The organism is Streptomyces sp. NPDC016640, from assembly GCF_043076215.1.
Classification (GTDB): Bacteria; Actinomycetota; Actinomycetes; order Streptomycetales; family Streptomycetaceae; genus Streptomyces.
Genome location: NZ_JBIBRG010000010.1, coordinates 73,781 through 93,783 on the forward strand (window position 1 = coordinate 73,781; position 20,003 = coordinate 93,783).

Below are 20,003 nucleotides of genomic sequence, written 5' to 3' on the forward strand. Positions count from 1 at the left end.
GGGCGGAACGGGCCGGTGGTGCGGTGTCCGGCGGCGGGCCGCGGACCGCGGGGCCGGGCGTCACCGGTTGTTCCGGGCGTGGTGGGCGATGTGGCGCAGGGCCTCGGCGAAGTCGTGCGCCACGCGTCGCACGGTGTCCGTGGCGTGGAGGGCGGGCCGGTGGTGCCAGGTGAAGGACAGCCGGCCGCCCTGCACCGCGCCGACGACCTCGAGCGGGTGGGAGCCGGTGTCGCGCGGGTCGTGGTGCCGGCCGAGCGAGCCGTGCTCGGCGCGCACCAGGCCGTCGCCGGTGCTCTCCGGGCGGGCGTCCCACTGGCCGAGGTAGTTGAAGACGACCTGTCCGTGCGCGGCCCGTCCGAGCCGCTCGCGCACCTCGGGCGGGCCGAAGGTGCGCAGTGCGCCGAAGCCCAGGCCGTTGCCGGGCACCGCGCGCAGCCGGCGGCGCACCGACTTCACCAGGGTCCGCCAGTCCCGGCCGGGGCCGAGGTCGGCGGGTTCGGGCACCTGGAGGGCGACAGGGTGGACGGTGGTGAACCAGCCGACCGTGCGGGACAGGTCCACGTCCTCGAGGACGTCCTCGCGGCCGTGTCCCTCCAGGTCCAGGCGGACCTCCTCGCGGCCGGTCCAGCGGGCCAGGGCCAGGGCGAGGGCGGCGAGGAGCACGTCGTTGACGCGGGTGCGGTAGGCGGTCGGCGCGGCGCGCAGCAGGGCCTCGGTGTCCGCCTCGTCGAGTTCGACGGTGAGCGTGTCGACGAGGCCCGTATCCGGCCCGGCCGGTGCCTCGGCCGGCGGCGGCCCGGCGTTCACCGCCCGTTCCCAGTAGGGCAGTTCGTCGTCGAGGGCTCCGGCGGCGACGTGCGCGGCGAGTCCTCGGGCCCAGTCGCGGAAGGAGGTGGTGCGTTCTCCCAGCGCGACGGGCTCGCCCCGGACGGCCTGCCGGTGGGCGACCTCCAGGTCGTCGCGCAGGATGCGCCAGGACACGGCGTCCACGACGAGGTGGTGGGCGACCAGGAGGAGGAAGGCGGGCCCCTCGGCGGCCCCGGTGAACAGGGCCGCCCGCAGCAGCGGGCCGCGCGCCAGGTCGAAGCCGGTGTGCAGGTCGTCGGCGGCCTTCTCCATCGCCGCGTCGGCCTCGGCGCGGGTCAGTCCGCTCAGGTCGTGCCGGATCAGCAGCCGGTCGCGGTCGGTGTCGGCCGGCGGCGGGTTGAACTGGCGCCAGCCGCCGTCGTCCTCGGTGAAGCGCATGCGCAGGGCGTCGTGGTGGTCGAGCAGGGCGTTCAGGGCCGTTTCCAGGGCGGCGGCGTCCGGGGCGGTGCCGAGTTCCAGCAGCAGCGACTGGTTGAAGTGGCCGTGGTCGGCGCGCGGAGTGGTCAGGAACCACTCCTGGATCGGGGTGAGCGGTACGTCTCCGCTGACCGGTCCCTCCCCGGAGTGCCGGGGTGCGCCGGTGACGGCGGTGGCCAGCTCGGCGACCGTCTGGTGGGTGAACAGGTCGCGGGTGGCCAGGTGCAGTCCGTCCCTGCGCAGCCGGGACACGACCTGCATGCTGAGGATGGAGTCGCCGCCGAGGTGGAAGAAGTTGTCGTGCGCGCCGACGTCCGCCACGCCGAGGACGTCGGCCCAGATGCGGGCGATGCGGCGTTCGGTGTCGGTGCGCGGCGGGGTGTGCGGCCCGGTGGCGGTGTGCGCGGGGCCGGGTTCGGGCAGGGCGGCGCGGTCGGTCTTGCCGTTGGGGGTGAGCGGCAGCCGGTCCAGCGGCACGAACGCCGAGGGGACCATGTGCGGCGGGAGCAGTCCGGCGAGGTGGTCGCGCAGTTCCGCCACCGGCAGTTCCTCCGTGGTGCCCCGGGCGGGCACGACGTAGGCCACGAGCCGTCCGGCGGAGCGGCCGTCCGGGTCGGTCCCGCCGCCGCGTACGGTGACCACCGCGTCGCGCACCCGCGGGCTGCCGCGCAGCGCGTCCTCGATCTCCCCGGGCTCGATGCGGAAGCCGCGCAGCTTGACCTGGTCGTCGGCGCGTCCGGCGAAGCGCAGTTCGCCGGAGGAGTCCCAGCGGGCCAGGTCGCCGGTGCGGTACATCCGCTCCCCCGGCGCGCCGAACGGGTCGGCGACGAAACGCGAGGCGGTCAGGCCGGGCCGGTTCAGGTAGCCACGGGCCAGCCCCGGTCCGGCCACGTACAGTTCGCCGGTGACACCGGGCGGGACGGGGCGCAGCGCGGCGTCGAGGACGTGGACGCGGGTGGCGCCGGCCGGGCGGCCGATCGGCGGGGCACCCGTGCCCGGGGCGAGGGGGCCGGTCCAGGTGGCGACGACGGTGGCCTCGGTCGGACCGTACGAGTTGATCATGCGTCGGCCGGGTGCCCACCGCTCCACGAGGTGGGCCGGGCACGCCTCGGCGCCCACGATGAGGGTGCGCAGGTGCGGCAGGGCGGCGGCGGTCCCGGGGGCGACGGTGGCCAGGGCGGCGGGCGGGACCAGCGTGTGGCTGATGCGCCGCTCGGCGAGGACCTGGGCGAGCCGTTCGCCGACGAGGGGGCCCTCCTCCCCGGTGACGAGGGTGGCTCCGCCGAGCAGGGACACGCACAGCTCCAGCACGGAGGCGTCGAAGCTGGGCGAGGCGAACTGCAGGACCCGGTCGCCCGGGCCCGCGTCGTAGCGGTCGGCGGCGGCCGCGGCGAAGGCGGCCAGGCCGCCGTGGGTCACCGCCACGCCCTTGGGTGTGCCGGTGGAACCGGACGTGTAGATCACGTACGCCGGGTGGGCGGCGGTCAGCGCGGCCGTGCGGTCGGCGTCCGTGGGCGCGGTGTCGGGGCCGTCCGCGTCCCGTACGGCGGCGGGGTCGTCCAGGACGAGCCGGGCGCCCGCGTCGCGCAGCATGAACTCCCGTCGCTGCTCGGGGTAGTCGGGGTCGACGGGCAGGAAGGCGCCGCCGGCCTTGGTGACGGCGAGCTGGGCCACCACCGTCTCCGCGCCGCGGGGCAGGGCCAGCGCCACGACCCGCTCGGGTCCCACGCCCCGGGCGATGAGCCGGTGCGCCAGCCGGTTGGCGGCGCGTTCGACCTCCGCGTACGTCAGCTCGCGGCCGTCGGCGTCGGCCAGGGCCACGGCGTCGGGGGTGCGGGCGGCCTGCCGTTCGAACAGTTCCGGCAGCGTCGCCGCCGGTACCGGGCGGGCGGTGCCCCGTCCCTGGTCCAGGACGGCCTTGAGCGTCTCGTCGGTGGCGAGGGGCAGGGCGCCGACCGGGCGGTCGGGGTCGTCGGCCACGGCGGTCAGGAGCGTGCCGAGCTGGTCGGCCATCCGCTCGGCGGTGGCCGCGTCGAACAGGTCGGTGTTGTAGGTGAGCACGCCGTGCAGTTCTCCGGTGCCGGTCTCGGCGAACTCCAGGGTGAGGTCGAACGCCGCGTGCCGCGCGTCCGTGTCGACGTCGGTGACCTCGATGCCGGGCAGGTCGAGGCCCGCGGCCGGGGCGTTCTGCAGCACCACCATGACCTGGAACAGGGGGGTGCGGCTGGTGTCGCGGACCGGCTGCACCTCGTCCACCACCCGCTCGAACGGCGCCTCCTGGTGGGCGAAGGCGTCCAGCACGGTCGCGCGCACCTCGCCGAGGAACTCGGGGAAGGGGCGGTCGGGTTCGACGCGGGAGCGCAGGACGAGGGTGTTGACGAAGAACCCGACGAGGTTCTGGGTCTCGGCGCGGTCGCGGCCGGAGGTGACCGTGCCGACGGTGATGTCGCGTCCGCCGGTCAGGCGGGCCAGGTAGGTCTGCGCGGCGGCGACCAGCGTGGTGAACAGGGTGGCCTGCCGGTCCCGGCCCACCTGGACGAGGCGGCGGGTCGTGTCGCGCGGCAGGACGAGGCGCACGCCGGCGCCGTCGTGGGTGCGCACCGCCGGACGCGGCCGGTCGGTGGGCAGGTCCAGCGTCTCCAGACCGGTCAGGTGCTCCTTCCAGTACGCGAGGTGTTCGTCCGTGCCGCTGCCGCGCTGCCAGTGGGCGTAGTCGGCGTAACTCACCGGCAGCGGGGGCAGCGGGCCGCTCTCCAGGCCCAGTTCGGCGCGGTAGAGGTGGGCGAGGTCGCCGGTGAGCACGCCGGTGGACCAGCCGTCGGTGACGATGTGGTGCAGGGTCAGCGTGAGGACGTGCTCGTCGTTCGAGAGCCTGATCAGTCCCGCGTGCAGCAGCGGGCCGTGCCGCAGGTCGAACGTGCGGGCGCGTTCGGCCTCCAGCAGCTCCGCCAGCCGCGCCGCCCGGTCGGTCTCCGCCGCCCCCGACAGGTCGTGCGGGGTGAGCGGTACGTCCGGCGCCGGGTGGACGATCTGCACGCCGTGACCGTCCACCGCGTCGAAGGTGGTCCGCAGTGCCTCGTGCCGTTCGGCCAGGGCGCGCAGGGCCGAGGTGAGCGCGGGTACGTCGAGCCGGCCGCGCAGGCGCAGCGCCAGCGCGGTGACGTACTCGCCGCTGCCGGGCGCGAACTCCTCCAGGAACCAGAGGCGTTGCTGGGCGTACGACATCGGCGCGGGCGTGTCGCGGGGCACCGGGACGATCGCGGTGGGCACGGCGTCACCGGAGCGCTCCCCGGTGAGCAGGGCGGCGAGGCCCGCGGGGGTGGGGTGGGTGAACACCGCGCGCGGGGAGAGGCCGGTGCCGAACGCCTCGGACAGGCGGGCGGCCAGGCGGATGCTGAGGATGGAGTCGCCGCCGAGCCGGAAGAAGTCGTCCTCCACACCGGGCCGCGGCAGGGACAGGACCTCGGCGAAGACGTCGGCGGTGCGCCGCTCGGCGTCGGTGCGCGGCTCGACCGGCCCGTCCGGCCGGTCGGCGGCGGCCTCCGGCGCCGGGAGCGCCGCCCGGTCGACCTTGCCGTTCCGGCTGAGCGGCAGTGCGGGCAGCGCGACGAACGCCGAGGGCACGAGGTGGTCGGGGAGCGAGCGCAGCGCGAACTCCCTGACGGCCGTGAGGTCTTCGGTGCCGACCACGTAGGCCACCAGGCGCCGGCTGCCGGGCCGGTCCTCGCGGGCCAGGACCGCCACGTCCGCGACGCCGGGATGCGCGGCGAGGGACGCCTCCACCTCGCCGGGTTCGACGCGGAAGCCGCGGATCTTCACCTGGTCGTCGGCGCGGCCCAGGAACTCGACCGTGCCGTCGGGGCGGCGGCGGGCCAGGTCGCCGGTGCGGTACATGCGCGTGCCGGGCGGGCCGGCGGGGTCGGCGAGGAAGCGGGCGGCGGTGTCGCCGGGGCGGCCCAGGTAGCCGCGCGCCACGCCCTCGCCGGCGAGGTACAGCTCGCCCGCGCTGCCCGGCGGTACGGGCCGCAGCCGCCGGTCGAGGACGTGGACCCGCAGGTCGTCCAGCGGCCGGCCGATGGGCACGGTGGCGGGGACGGCCGACGCGTCGGCCATCGCGAAGGACGTCGCGAACGTCGTCGCCTCGGTGGGGCCGTAGCCGTCCACGACCGTCAGGCCGGGGCAGGCGCTCAGCACGCGGCGTACGGCCGCGGCGGGCACCACGTCACCGCCGGTCCACACCTGGCGCAGGCCGGTGAAGCAGTCCGGCGCGTCCTGCGCCAGCAGGCGGAAGAGCCCGGCGGTCAGCCACAGCGCGCTCAGGCCGCCGTCGCCGGCCAGGCGCCGCAGCAGTGCCGCCTCCACGGGCTGCCGGGGTGCCACGACGACACAGCCGCCGTTGAGCAGGGGCGCCCACACCTCGAAGGTGGCGGCGTCGAAGGCCACCGGCGAGTGCAGCAGCACCCGGTCGCACACCCCGCCGGCGAAGCGGCTGTCGGTGGCGAGGGCGGCCACGTCGCGGTGCCGTACCGCGACCGCCTTGGGCTCGCCGGTCGATCCGGAGGTGAACATCACGTACGCCAGCCGGTCGGGGTCCGCGGACACGGCGGTGGGCGCGTCCGGCGCGGGGGTGCGCACGGCGGAGACGTCGGCGGCGGTCAGCTCGGCCGTCGCACCGGCCCGCTCGGTCAGCGCCCGGCGCCGCTCCTCGGGGGCGCGGACGTCCAGCGGCACGTAGGCGCCGCCCGCCTTCAGGACGGCGAGCTGGGCGACGACCAGTTCGGCACCGCGGTCCATCAGCAGGGCCACCCGGTCCTCGGGTCGCAGGCCGCCGGCGAGGAGCCGGGACGCCACGGCGTCCGACCAGTCGTCCAGGCGGTGGTACGTCAGCTCCGTGCCGCCGTCGCGCAGGGCGGGCGCGTCGGGGGTGCGGCGGACCTGCTCGGCGAACAGCTCGACGGGGCCGCGCGGCGCCGCCGGGCGGGCGGTGGCGTTCCACCGCTCCAGCAGCGCGCGGTCGTCCCGGGTGAGCGGCTCCAGGCGGGTGATGTCCGTGTCGGCCTCGATGCCGTCGGCGAGGGCGGTCAGGACGGCCGCGAGCCGGGCCGCGAGGCGCTCGGCGGTGTCCGCGTCGAACAGCTCGGCGTCGTAGGCGAGGTCGATGCCGAGCCGGTCGCCGAGGTGGGCGCGCAGGCACAGCGGGAAGGTCGGGGCGTCGTCGGTCCGCACTTCCTCGACGTGCACGCCCGTCCGGGCGGTGGCGGACTCGTCGACGGGATAGTTCTCGAACACCACCATGCTGTCGAACAGCGCCTCGCCCGCCGGGACGTCGCTCAGCGCCTGGATGCGGGGCAGCGCGAGGAAGTCGAAGCGCCGGGCGTCGCTCTGCCGCTCCTGCACACCCCGCAGCCAGGACGCCACTCCCCCGCCCGGCACCCGGACGCGAGCGGGCACGGTGTTGATGAACATGCCGATCATCGCCTCCACGCCCGGCAGTTCGGCCGGGCGTCCGGAGACGGTCGTGCCGAACACGACGTCGTCGCGTCCGCCGTGGCGGGCCAGCAGCAGCGCCCAGGCGCCCTCGATCACGGTGTTCACCGTCAGTCCGGCCCGGGCCGCGGTCTCCCGCAGCCGTGCCGACAGGTGCTCGTCCAGCTCCCGGTGCGTCACGGCGGCGGCGCGAGCGCGGTGGGCCTCGGCCGGTGTGCGGTCGTACGGCAGCGGGGTGCGGGCCGGGAAGCCCTCGAGGGTGCGGGTCCAGTGGGCCTCGGCCGCCTCCTCGTCCTGCTCGTGCAGCCAGCGCAGGAAGTCGGAGAACGGGCGCCGGACCGGCGCCGGGGTCTCGCGGCCGCCGGTGAGCGCGGCGTAGCGCTCGCACACCTCGGTGAGCAGCTGCCCGGTGCTCCAGCCGTCCAGGATCAGGTGGTGGGAGGACCACAGCAGCAGCAGCCCGTCGCCGGGCAGCTCGGCGAGGGTGAGGCGGGTGAGGGGCGCGGTGGTGAGGTCCATGCCCGCCGCGCGGTCGGCGGCCAGCAGTTCGCCGGTCCGCTGCTCGCGCTGTCCGGGGGTCAGGTGCCGCCAGTCCAGGTGGGTGACGGGCAGCTCCACGTGCCGGTGGACGACCTGGACCGGGTGCGGCAGGCCCTGCCAGTGGACGCTGGTGCGCAGGGCGTCGGTGCGGTCGGCGACCTGTTGCCAGGCGGCGGCGAAGGCCCGCGGGTCGGCCACTCCGGACAGCCGTACGGCCGTCCGGTCGAAGTAGGCGCCCGCCGTGTCCACCAGGCCGTGGAAGAGCATGCCGGCCTGGAGGGGCGTCAGCGGCAGGACGTCCGCCACGTCCCGGCCGTCGCCCACGAGGCGGTCCAGCTCCCCCTGGCCGAGCCCGGCGAGCGGGAAGTCCGACGGGGTGCGGCCGCCCGCTCCGGGACGGGCGCAGTGCGCCGCGATCTCGCGCAGGGCCGCGCACATGCCGTCGGCCAGCTCGCGGACGGTGGACTCGTCGTAGACGCCCGGCGGGTAGGTCCAGCCGAGTTCGAGCCGGCCGTCCTGGACCACGCCGGTGATGTCCAGCAGGTAGGGGCGGGGCGCGTCGGGGTCGGTGTCGGAACCGGCCGGGGGCAGGGCGGCGCCGTAGAGGCCGTTCCCGCCGCCGGCGTCCCACCGGCCGTGGTAGTTGAAGCCGACCTGCGGCGCGGGGGCGCCGGCCAGCGGGCTGTCGGGCAGCAGGTGGCGCAGTGCGCCGTGGCTGAGGCCGTGCAGGGGTACCGCGCGCAGTTGCTCCTTGACCGAGCGCAGGGTGTCGTGCCAGCCGGCGTCGGGGGCGACGCTCAGCGCGAGGGGGAACTCGGCGGTGAACCAGCCGACCGTCCGGGAGAGGTCCACGTCGTCGAAGAGGTCCTCGCGGCCGTGGCCCTCCACGCCGACCAGCACGGTGTCGCGCCCGCACCAGCGGGCCAGGGTCCGGCCGAGGGCGCTGAGCAGCACGTCGTTGACCTGGGTGCGGTAGACCTCCGGGACCCGGCGCAGCAGGGCCTCGGTCGTCTCCGGCTCCAGCAGGACGGTGAGCGTGGCGGCCGTGCCGTGGGTGTTGGGGCCGGGCCGGCCCGGGGGCAGGCCGGCGGGGGCCGCCGCGGCGCGTTCCCAGTGGGCGAGGTCGCCGTCCAGGGCGCCGGAACGGGTGTGCGTCTCCAGCCGGGCCGCCCAGTGGCCGTACGGGGTGGTGACCGGGGGCAGTTCGACGGGGCGCCCGGCGGCGGCCGAGCGGTGGGCGGTCTCCAGGTCGGCCAGCAGGATCCGCCAGGAGACGCCGTCGACGACCAGGTGATGGACGATGAACAGGAGTCGTGCGGGCCGCTCCGGGCCGCGGTCGAAGAGCAGGACGCGGACCACCCGGCCCTCGGTGGGGTCGAGGGAGTCCCGGGCCGCGTCCGCCGCGCGCCGCACCTCGGTCTCCAGCGCGGGGCCGTCCAGGCCGCTCACGTCGTGGTGGGTGAGGATGCCGTCCGGGACGTCCGGCCGGACCTCCTGGTGCCGTCCGTCGCCGGTGCGGCGGAGGCGGGCGCGCAGCGCCGGGTGGTGGCGGACGAGGGCGTCCACGGCGGGACGCAGGGCGGACGGGTCCGTGCCGGGGGCGAGTTCGAGGTGCTGGGACATGGTGAAGCGCAACGGGTCGCCGGGGCCGCGGCCGTCGAGGTACCAGCGCTGGATGGGGGTGAGCGGTGCCTCGGCGGGCCAGTCCTGCGCCGCCGGGGCGGAGGCCGTCTCGGTGACGCGCAGGGCGAGTTCGGCGACGGTCTGGTGGCGGAAGACGTCCTTGGTGGTCAGCGCCAGTCCGGCCCGGCGGGCCCGGGAGACGATCTGGATGCTGAGGATGGAGTCGCCGCCGAGCGCGAAGAAGTTGTCGCGCGCGCCCACCCGTTCGATCCCCAGGACCTCCGTCCAGATCGCGGCCAGCGTCTCCTCGGTGCCGGGCCGGGGTGCCACGTACGCCGTGGCGGGGTCGGGCTGTGCGGGCGGGGCCGGCAGGGCGCGCCGGTCGGTCTTGCCGCTGCTGGTGCGCGGGATCCGCGCCAGCGGGACGAACGCCGCGGGCACCATGTGGTCCGGCAGGGTGCGGCGCAGCGCGAGACGCAGTCCGGCGGCGGTCGGGACGGTGTCCCCGGCGGGCACCAGGTGGGCCACGAGCATGAGCCGGCCGGCGTGTTCGCGTGCCGTCACCACGGCCTCGGCCACGTCCGGGTGGGCGAGCAGCGCGGCCTCGACCTCGCCGGGTTCGATGCGGAAGCCGCGGATCTTGATCTGCTCGTCGGCGCGGCCCAGGAACTCCAGCAGCCCCCGGTCGTCCCGGCGGGCGCGGTCGCCGGTGCGATACATCCGCTCCCCCGGCGCGCCGAACGGGTCGGCGAGGAAGCGCGACGCGGTCGGGCCGGGGCGGCCCAGGTAGCCGCGGGCCACCTGCGCGCCGGCGAGGTACAGCTCGCCGGGCACGCCGGGCGGCACCGGGCGCAGGGCGCCGTCGAGGACGTAGGCGCGCAGGTTGCGGCCGGGGCGCCCGATGACGGGGTGGTCGGGGTGGTCGGCGCAGCGCCCGTAGGTGGCGTCGACGGTGCACTCGGTGGGCCCGTACATGTTGTACGCGGTGACGCCGAGGTCGGCGGCGGCGCACAGCTCCCGCCAGGTGTCGGGGCCGGTGGCCTCGCCGCCGACCAGCAGGACGCGCGGGTGGTGGCGGCCGGGTGCGAGGAGACCGGCGGCGGTGAGTTCGCGCAGGAAGGACGGGGTGACGTTCACCAGGTCCAGGCCGCGTTCGGCGACCTGTGCGCAGAACGCGTCGGGGTCCAGGCGCACGTCCTCGTCGACGAGGTGGACCTCCTGGCCGAGGGCGAGCAGCAGTGGCCCCTCCCAGGAGGTGTCGAAGGAGAACGAGGCGCTCAGCGCGGCGCGCAGCCGCCGGCCGTCCGCGGTGTGCGGGGCGACGAGCCCCTCGCGGTGGTCGTGGCAGAGGTTGACCAGGTGGCGGTGTTCGACGACGACGCCCTTGGGGCGGCCGGTGGAGCCGGAGGTGTGGACGATGTAGGCGGCGTGGTCCGGGCGCAGCGGTGACGGGCGGTCGCGGTCGGTGGGGTTGTGGGCGGGCAGCCGCTCCCATGGCGTCTCGCGCAGGGTGTCGGCGGTCAGCACGGTGTGCGGGGACACGTCCGCGAGGAGGTGGGCGACGCGTTCCTCGGGCAGGTCGGGGTCGAGGCAGAGGAGGGTGCCGCCCGCCTTGGCCACGGCGAGGACCGCCGCCATCAGGTCGGAGGTGCGGGGCAGTCGTACGGCGACCACCCGCTCGGGGGCGGCACCCTGGGCCAGCAGATGGTGGGCGAGCCGGTTGGCGCGCTCGTTGAGGGCCGCGAAGTCGAGGGTGGTGTCCCGTGCCACCAGGGCGGTGAGGTGCGGGGTGCGGGCGGCCTGCGCCTCGAACAGCGCGGGGAAGGTGGTGTCCGGGACCGCGAGCCGCGGCCCCTGCCAGTCGTGCAGCACCCGGCGCCGCTCGTCGGCGGTCATCAGTTCCAGCGCCCGCACGTCCCGGTCCGGGTCCTGCGCGGCGGCCTCCAGCAGCAGCCGCAGCCGGGCGGCCAGGCGCCGGACGGTGTCCTCGTCGAACAGGCCGGTGTCGTACTCCAGGTGGCCGGTGACGCCGTCGTCGCCCTCCACGAAGTCGAAGGCCAGGTCGAACGTGGCGTGCCGGACCGGCGGCAGGACCGGCTCGACGTCCAGGTCCGGGAGCGCGGGGACCTCGGCGCCCAGGTTGTGCAGGGCGACCATGACCTGGAACAGGGGGGTGCGGCTGGTGTCCCGCTCGGGCCGGAGGGCGTCCACCAGCCGCTCGAAGGGCACCTCCTGGTGGGCGAACGCGTCCAGGACGGTGTCGCGCACCTGCTCCAGCAGCGCGCGGAACGACGTGCCGGGGCGCACCCGGTTGCGCAGCACCAGCGTGTTCACGAACATGCCGACCACGTCGTGCACTTCGGGGCGCTCACGGCCCGCGGTGACGGTGCCGACGGCGAAGTCGTCCTGGTCGGCCCAGCGGGACAGCAGGGCCGTGCAGGCGGTCAGCAGCGTCATGTACAGGGTGGCGTCGGCCTCCCGGCCCCGCTCGCGCAGCCGGTCGGTCAGGTCGGCGGGCAGGGTGAAGGTGACCAGTGCGCCGTCCCGGGCGCGTACGGCGGGACGCGGCCGGTCGGTCGGCAGCTCCAGCGGCGGTACTCCGTCCAGCACCTGACGCCAGTGGGCGAGCTGCCGCCCGGTCTCCTCGCCACGGGCGCGCTGCCAGGCGGCGTGGTCGGCGTACCGCACGGGCAGTGCGGGCAGGTGGGGGCTGCGGCCCTCGTGCGCCGCCGCGTACAGCTCGCCCAGGTCCCGGCCGAGGACGCCGAGCGACCAGCCGTCGGTGACGATGTGGTGGACGGCGAGGACGAGGACGTGCTCGCCGTCGGCCGGGCGGGCCAGCCGGGCGCGCAGCAGCGGTCCGGCCGCCAGGTCGAAGGGCGTGGCGGCCTCCCGCTCCAGCAGCGCCTCCAGCGCCGCCCGCGCGTCCGGGGCCGTGGTGAGGTCGTCCACGGGCAGGTCGACGCGGTGGGGCGGGTGCACCAGCTGCCGGGCCTGTCCGTCCTGTTCGGTGAACGTGGTGCGCAGCGCCTCGTGCCGGGCGACCAGGCCGTCCAGCGCGGTGCGCAGGGCGCCGGCGTCGAGGGGACCGCGCAGGCGGAGCACGGACAGCGTCGTGTACTCGGTGCTGCCGGGCTCGAACCGGTCGAGGAACCACAGGCGTTGCTGGGCGTACGACAGCGGCGCCGGGGTGTGCGGGGCGGTCGCCGGTATCGCGTCGGCCCGCGGGGCGGGCGTGCCGTCGGCCGGTTCGCCGAGCTCGGCGGCCAGGGCGGCCACCGTGGGACGGGTGAACAGCAGCCTCGGGGAGACGCCGGGGCCGAACGCGGCGCGCAGCCGGGCGGTGACGCGGACGGCGAGGATGGAGTCGCCGCCGAGGGCGAAGAAGTCGTCGCCGGCGTGCACCTCCTCGACCCCCAGGACGTCCGCCCAGGCGGCGGCGACCAGCCGTTCGGCGGGGGTGCGCGGCGGTGTCCGGTCGGTGCCGGCGGCGTAGCCGTCCGGTCCCGGCGCGGGCAGGGCGCGCCGGTCGAGCTTGCCGTTGGCGGTGAGCGGCAGCGCGTCCACCGGCACGTAGGCGGCGGGCACCATGTGGGCGGGCAGCAGGCGCTCCAGGTGGGCGCGCAGCTCGGCGGCCGAGAGGGCGGCGCCGCCGGAGCCGACGACGTGCGCCACGAGCCGGCGGGTGCCGGAGGCGTCCTCGAACACGCCGGCCGCGGCCTCGGCGACGCCGGTGTGGGTGTGCAGGGCCGCCTCGATCTCGCCGGGTTCGATGCGGTAGCCGCGGATCTTCACCTGGGCGTCCGCGCGGCCCAGGTACTCCAGGGTGCCGTCGGCCCGCCATCTCGCCCGGTCGCCCGTGCGGTACATGCGGCCGCCGGCCGGCCCGAACGGGTCGGCGAGGAAGCGGGTGGCGGTGAGGCCGGGGCGGCCCAGGTAGCCGCGGGCCGGTCCCTCGCCCGCCACGTACATCTCGCCGGTCGCGCCGGGCGGCACGGGCGCCAGGTCCGCGTCGAGCACGTACACCCGCAGGTCGGGGATGGCCGTGCCGATGGGGCCGGCGGGGCCGGCGGCGGTGGCGGCATCGAGCGGGGCGTGGGTGACGTGCACGGTGGTCTCGGTGATGCCGTACATGTTGACCAGGCGCGGGGCGGAGGCCGGGTGGCGCGTCCACCAGTCGGCGAGCCGGGCGACGTCCAGGGCCTCGCCGCCGAAGACCACCGTGCGCAGCGCGAGGCGGGCGCCGGTCCCGGGGTGCTCGGCGTCCGCGCGGATCAGCGGGTAGAACGCGGACGGCGTCTGGTTGAGGACGGTGACCTTCTCGTCGGCCAGCAGGCGCAGGAAGTCCTCCGGGGAGCGGGCGGTCCCGTCGGGCACGACCACGAGCCGGCCGCCGTGCAGCAGCGGGCCCCACAGTTCCCACACGGAGAAGTCGAACGCGTAGGAGTGGAACAGCGTCCACACGTCGTCCTCGCCGAAGCCGAACCAGTGGCGGGTGCGGGTGAACAGCCGCACCACGTTGGCGTGCGGGACCACCACGCCCTTGGGGCGGCCGGTGGAGCCGGAGGTGTAGATGGCGTAGGCGGGGTTCTCCGGCAGCGGCCGGCGGGCCGGGGCGGGGCCGGTGGCCGGGCGGCGGGCGAGGTCGGCCCCCACTTCGGGATCGTCGAGGAGGAGGACGGGCACACCGGTGCCGTCGGCCCGTGCCGCCGTGCCGGTCGTGGTCACCAGCGTCACCGGGGCGGCGTCGGCGAGGAGGTGGCCGACGCGCTCGGCGGGCGAGGCCGGGTCGATCGGCAGGTAGGCCGCGCCGGTCTTCAGCACGGCCAGGATCGCGACGACCTGGTCGCAGGAGCGGGGCAGGGCGAGGGCGACGAACCGCTCGGGCGCGGCGCCGAGTTCGGCGAGCCGGTGGGCGAGCCGGCCCGCGCGGGCGTCGAGCGTCGCGTAGTCCAGACGTTCGCTTCCGCAGGTCACGGCGACGGCGCCGGGCCTGCGGGCGGCCTGCGCCTCGAACAGGTCCACCAGGGTCCTCGTCGGGCGGCCCCGTTCGATGCCGTTCCAGCCGGTGAGCCCTCGCCGTTCCGCGGCCGTCGTCCAGGACAGGGCGCGCAGCGGCCGGTCGGGGCCGTCGGCCATCTCGGTCAGCAGCAGGCACAGCCGGTCGGCGAGCGAGCGGACGGTCGCCGCGTCGAACAGGGCGGGGTCGTGGGCGAGGTCGAAGCCGAGCCGTTCGCCGTGGTAAGCGCGCAGGACGAGGGGGTAGTTGGTGGCGTCGCGGGAGGTGACCTCGGCGAGGCGCACCCCGGAGCCGGCCGTGCGGGCCTCGTCGAAGGGGTAGTTCTCGAAGGCGACCATGCTGTGGAAGAGCGGGCTGCCGGACGGCAGGTCGCTCAGCTGGGTCAGTTCGGCCAGCGACACCGCCGCGAACCGTCTCGACTCGGCCTGCGCGTCCTGCAGTTCCCGCAGCCACGCGCCGACCGTGCGCCCGGCGTCGACGCGCACCCGGGTGGGCACGGTGTTGATGAACATGCCCACCATCGCCTCGACGCCGGGCAGGTCGTCGGGCCGGCCGGAGACGGTGGTGCCGAACACCACGTCGTCCTCGGCGGCGTACCGGGCCAGCAGCAGCGCCCAGGCGCCCTGCACGACCGTGTTGAGGGTGAGTCCGGCGTCGCGTGCGGTGCGCGCCAGCCGGGCCGACGTCCCCTCGTCCAGGCCGGCCACGTGCACGTCCGCGGAGCGGGCCAGGTGGGCCTCGCGCAGGGGGCGGTCGGTCGGCAGCGGGGTGGGGGTGGTGAAGCCGGCGAGGACGCCCTGCCAGTGCGCGCGGGCGGCGCCGGCGTCCTGCTCGGCGAGCCAGCGCACGTAGTCGCCGAAGGGACGCCGCACCGGCGGCCGGGACTCGGCGCCGGCGGTGAGGGCGGCGTACTCCTCGAACACCTCGGTCAGCACCTGGGCCAGGCTCCAGCCGTCCAGGATCAGGTGGTGGGAGGTCCACAGCAGGTGCAGCCGCGCGTCGGGCAGCCGGACCAGGGTCAGCCGCATCAGCGGCGCGGCGGCGAGGTCGATGCCGCGGGCCAGGTCGTCGGCCCGCAGCCGGTCGAGGCGTTCGGCGCGCTCCGGCTCGTCCGGGTCGCGCCAGTCGAGGTGGGTCACCGGCACCCGCACGTCCCGGCGCACGACCTGCAGGGGCACCGGCACGTCCTCCCAGACCACACAGGTGCGCAGGGCGGGCGTGCGGTCGGTGACGCGCTGCCAGGCCACGGCGAGGGCGTGCGGGTCGGCGACGCCGTCCAGCAGGAGCGCCGCCTGGTCGACGTACACGTCGTCGGGACCGCCGACCAGCCGGTGGAAGAGCATGCCCTCCTGGAGCGGGGTCAGCGGCAGGACGTCCTCCACGTCCCGCCCGTCGCCGACCAGCCGGTCCAGGCGGTCCTGGTCGAGGCGGGCCAGCGGGAAGTCGGACGGGGTGCGGCCGCCCGCGCCGGGGCCGGCGCAGTGCCCGGTGATCGCGGCGAGCGCGCGGGTCATGCCGTCGGCGAGGGCACGGACGGTGTCCTCGTCGTGCACCTGGTCGCTGTAGTGCCAGGTGATCTCCAGTTCGCCGCCGGCGACCACGGCGGAGACGTCCAGCAGGTGGTCCAGCGGCTCGTCGGCGGCGATGTCACGGCCGGGCGCCTCGCCCGCCGGAGCGAAGTCCCGCCCGTCGCCGGCCTCCCACTGGCCGTGGTAGTTGAAGCAGACCTGTGGCAGCGGCAGGTCCCGCAGGGCGCGGGCGGCCGGGTCGGGCGAGCCGAGGCGGGCCAGCGCCTCGTAGCCCAGGCCGTGCCGGGGGACGGCCCGCAGGCGCTCCTTCACCGCCTTGAGGGTCGCGCCCCAGTCGGGCGCGCCGGGCGGTCCGGCGGGGGCGAGGGTGACGGGGTACTGGGTGGTGAACCAGCCCACCGTGCGGGACAGGTCCAGCGCCTCGTCCTCGCGGCCGTGGCCCTCCAGGGCGACGGTCACCCGCTCGGTCCCCGTCCAGTCGGCGAGGACCCGGCTCAGCGCGCTGAGCAGCACGTCGTTGACCTGGGTGCGGTAGACCGCCGGCACCCGGCGCAGCAGCGCCCCGGTGGTGGCGCGGTCGACGCGGGTGCGCAGGGTGCGGACCGAACCGGCGAGCGGGGTGCCGGGGCGGTCCACGGGCAGCGGGGTACGGGGTTCGGCGGCCTCGGCCGTCCAGTGCGCCAGGTCGGCGTCGAGGTCACCGGCGCGCACCCGGCGGGACAGGTGGGCGGCCCAGTCGGTGAACGGCGTGGGCACGGGCTCCAGTCGTATCGGTTCGCCCTGGGCCGCCTGGCGGTAGGCCTGGGCGAGGTCGGCGAGGAGGATGCGCCAGGAGACGCTGTCCACGGCCAGGTGGTGGGCGGTGAGGAAGAGCTGGGGGCGCTCGCCCGGGCGGGAGAGCAGGGCGGCGCGCAGCAGGGTGCCGGTCTCCGGGTCGAGGGCGGCGCGGGCGGCCTCGGCGGCCTCCTCGCGGGCGGCCGTCGCGTCGGCGGCGCGGGAGAGGTCGTGGCGGGTGAGCGGGCCGGTGACCGGGCCGTCGCCGGGGTGCTGGCGCCAGGTGCCGGCCGGGCGGGTGAAGCGGGTGCGCAGCGCGGGGTGGTGGGCGATCAGGGCCGCGAGGGCGCGCTCCAGGGCCGGCTCGTCCACGTCGTGCGGCAGGTCCAGCAGCATCGACATGCTGAAGTGCCGCAGCGGGCCGTGCGTGGCGAAGAACCACTCCTGGACGGGCGTCAGCGGCGCCGGTCCCTCCTCGCGCGGCCGGCGGGGCGCGGGCACGTCGGCGGCGCGCGGGGACGCGGCGGCGGCGAGGTCGGCGACGGTCTGGTGGCGGAAGACGTCCCGCGAGGTCAGGTGCAGTCCCGCCGCGCGGGCGCGGGAGACGGCCTGGATGCTGAGGATGGAGTCGCCGCCCAGCTCGAAGAAGTTGTGCGTCACGCCGACCCGGCGCACGCCCAGCACCTCGGCCCAGATGCGGGCCAGGGTCTCCTCCTCGGGGGTGCGCGGGGCGACGAACTCCCGGTCGCGCTCGCCGCCCTCGAGGTCGGGGGCGGGCAGGGCACGCCGGTCGACCTTGCCGCTGACGGTCATCGGCAGGGCGTCGAGCACGGTGAAGGAGGACGGCACCATGTGGTCGGGCAGCACGCGCCGGCAGGCCGCCCGCACCTCGCCCGCGGTGAGCCGCGCGTCGCGGCCCGCGGGTACGAGGTAGGCGGCGAGCCGGGTGTGGCCGTGCGGGTCGGTGACGGCGACGACCGCGGCGGCGGCGACCCCGGGCAGCTCCGTCAGGGCCGCCTCGACCTCGCCGGGCTCGATGCGGTGGCCGCGCACCTTGACCTGGTCGTCGGCGCGCCCCAGGTAGTCCAGGCGTCCGTCGGCGGTCCAGCGGGCCAGGTCACCGGTGCGGTACATGCGGGCGCCGGGCGGGCCGAACGGGTCGGGCAGGAACCGCGTGGCGGTCAGCCCCGGCCGGCCGGCGTAGCCGCGCGCCAGTTGCACGCCGGCCAGGTACAGCTCGCCGCCGACACCGGGCGGCACGGGCCGCAGCCGGTCGTCCAGGACGTAGGCGCGCACGTTGGCGAGCGGCCTGCCGACGGTCGGGGGACCGTCGCCCTCGATGCGGCAGGCCAGGGCGTCGACCGTGCACTCGGTGGGCCCGTAGAAGTTGTACGCGGCCACGTCCCGCCGCGTCGCCAGTTCCCGCCACAGGCCGGGGCCGACGGCCTCGCCGCCGAGCATCAGCACCCGGGGGCGGTGGCGCGGGTCGGTGAGCAGTCCGGCGGGCAGCAGCCGGCGCAGGTGGGTGGGGGTCAGGTCGAGGAAGTCGACGCGGTGCTCGACGACGTACTCGACCAGCGCGTCGGCGTCCAGCCGGGTCGTCTCGTCGACCAGGTGCAGCGGGTGGCCGTCGGCCATCAGCAGCACGCCCTCCAGCGAGGTGTCGAAGGAGAACGACGCCGTCAGCGCCACCCGCAGCGGGCCGCCGCCCGCCTCGGCGACGAAGCCCTGGCGGTGGCCCGCCAGGAGGTTCGCCAGGGACCGGTGGGTCACGGTGACGCCCTTGGGGCGGCCGGTGGAGCCGGAGGTGTAGATGACGTAGGCGGTGGTGTCGGGGTGCGGCGGGGTGAGCCGGCCGGGGGCGGTGTCGGGGACCTCCCGCAGCGCGGCCTCGTCGTCGGGGACCTCCCGCAGCGCGGCCTCGTCCAGGACGAGCGCCGGCCGCGCGTCGTCCAGCAGGAACCGGACGCGGTCCTCGGGCAGCGCGGGGTCCAGGGGCAGGTGGCCGGCGCCGGCCTTCCAGACGGCGAGGATCGCCACGATCATGTCGGCGGTGCGCGGCAGCCTGAGGGCGACCAGGCGCTCGGGGCCCGCGCCGCGCGCGATCAGGTGACGGGCCAGACGGTCGGCCCGCGCGTCGAGCGCCGCGTAGTCGAGGCGTACGTCCCCCGCGACCAGGGCGGTGGCGTGCGGGGTGCGGGCGGCCTGCCGCGCGAACAGCTCGGGCAGGGTCACCTCGGGCACGGAGAGGGCGGTCGCGTTCCAGTCCTGTGTCACCTGCCGCGTCTGCCGGGGCGAGAGCAGGGGCAGGGTGCCCAGCGGCCGGTCCGGTTCCGCGACGGCGGCCTCCAGCGTGCGCAGCAGCTGGTCCGCCATGCGCTCGGCGGTGGCCGCGTCGAACAGGTCGGTGCGGTACTCGAGGAGGCCGGTGAGGCCGTCCCCCTGCGGGACGAACTCCACGCTCAGGTCGAACGTGGCGGCCTGTCTGGGGACGGCGACCGGGGCGGTGGCCAGACCGTGCGGGTCCGGTGCGGCGGGCGGCGCGAGGTGCAGCAGGACCATCACGTCGAACAGGGGGTTGCGGCCCGCCTCCCGGGGCGCGCCGACGGCCTCCACCAGCCGCTCGAACGGGGTGTCGCCGTGCGCGAAGGCGTCGTTGACGGTGTCCGCGGCGGTCGTGAGCAGCTCGCGGAAGGAACCGGCGGTCTCGACGCGGGTGCGCAGCACGACGGTGTTGGCGAAGAACCCGACGGCCCGTTCCAGGTCGGTGCGCCCGCGTCCGGGGGTCAGCGAGCCGATGGTGATGTCGTCCTGACCGGACCAGCGGGCCAGCAGGGCCTGGCAGCCGGCGGCCAGGGCGGTGAAGAGCGTGGTGTGCTGCTCGGCCGCGAGGTGCTTCAGCCGGACCGCGGTGGCCGCGGGGACGGTGAACGTGTGCACCGCGCCCGCGCCGGACTCCTCGCCGCGGCGTGGCCGGTCCAGCGGCAGCTCGGGCGCCACCGCGCCCGTCAGCCTCTCCTTCCAGTGCGCCAGTTCCCGCTCCAGCCGGGGGCCGGAGAGCTGTTCGCGCTGCCAGGCGGCGAAGTCCGGGTACTGCGTGGCCACCGGCGGCAGCGCGGGCCGGTCGCCCCGGGCGAGGGCGTCGTAGGCGGCGCACAGCTCCTCCAGCAGCACGCCCATCGACCACCCGTCGGTGACGATGTGATGAGCCGTCAGCATCAGGACGTGCGCGTCGTGCGCCTCCCGCAGCAGCAGGGCCCGCAGCAGCGGCCCGGTCCGCAGGTCGAAGGGGCGCTCGTACTCGGCGAGCAGCACCGCTTCCGGGTCCGCCGGCCCGTCGCCGGGGGCCGTCAGGTCCCGGACGGGCAGCGGGAGCGGCCCGGCGGGCCGCACGGTCTGCACGGGTCTGCCGTCGCTGTCCTGGAACGTGGTGCGCAGGGCCTCGTGCCGGCCCACCACGTGCTCCAGCGCGCCGGACAGGGCGGCCCGGTCGAGGCTTCCGGTCAGGCGCAGCGCGACCGCGCTGTTGTAGCGGGGGTCGCCGGGGCGCAGCCGGTCCAGGAACCACAGGCGCTGCTGGGCGAAGGACAGCGGCAGCGGCCGGGTGCGGTCCGCGTGCGGGATGGCCTGCCGGGCGGCGCCGCCGGGGGTGCCGGCGGCCCGTCCGGCGAGCCGGCGGCGGAGCACTTCCTGGAGGTCCTGCGGCAGGGCCTCGGCGCGGTTTCGCTTCGAAGACGTCATGGTTG

General features: G+C 76.5%; 1 protein-coding gene. It reads right to left on the reverse strand.

The features are described from left to right. Positions 1-60 precede the first annotated feature (60 nt). Positions 61-19,998 carry a non-ribosomal peptide synthase/polyketide synthase gene (locus tag ACF07S_RS21360; protein ID WP_391974817.1) on the reverse strand — a complete coding sequence of 6,646 codons (19,938 nt, stop codon included), beginning with the start codon at positions 19,996-19,998 and terminating at the stop codon, positions 61-63. Between the last annotated feature and the right edge of the window lie 5 nt (positions 19,999-20,003).

Excerpts from the sequence above, each read along its gene's own strand:
- ACF07S_RS21360 (WP_391974817.1), bottom strand. The coding sequence starts at position 19,998 with ATGACGTCTTCGAAGCGAAACCGCGCCGAGGCCCTGCCGCAGGACCTC.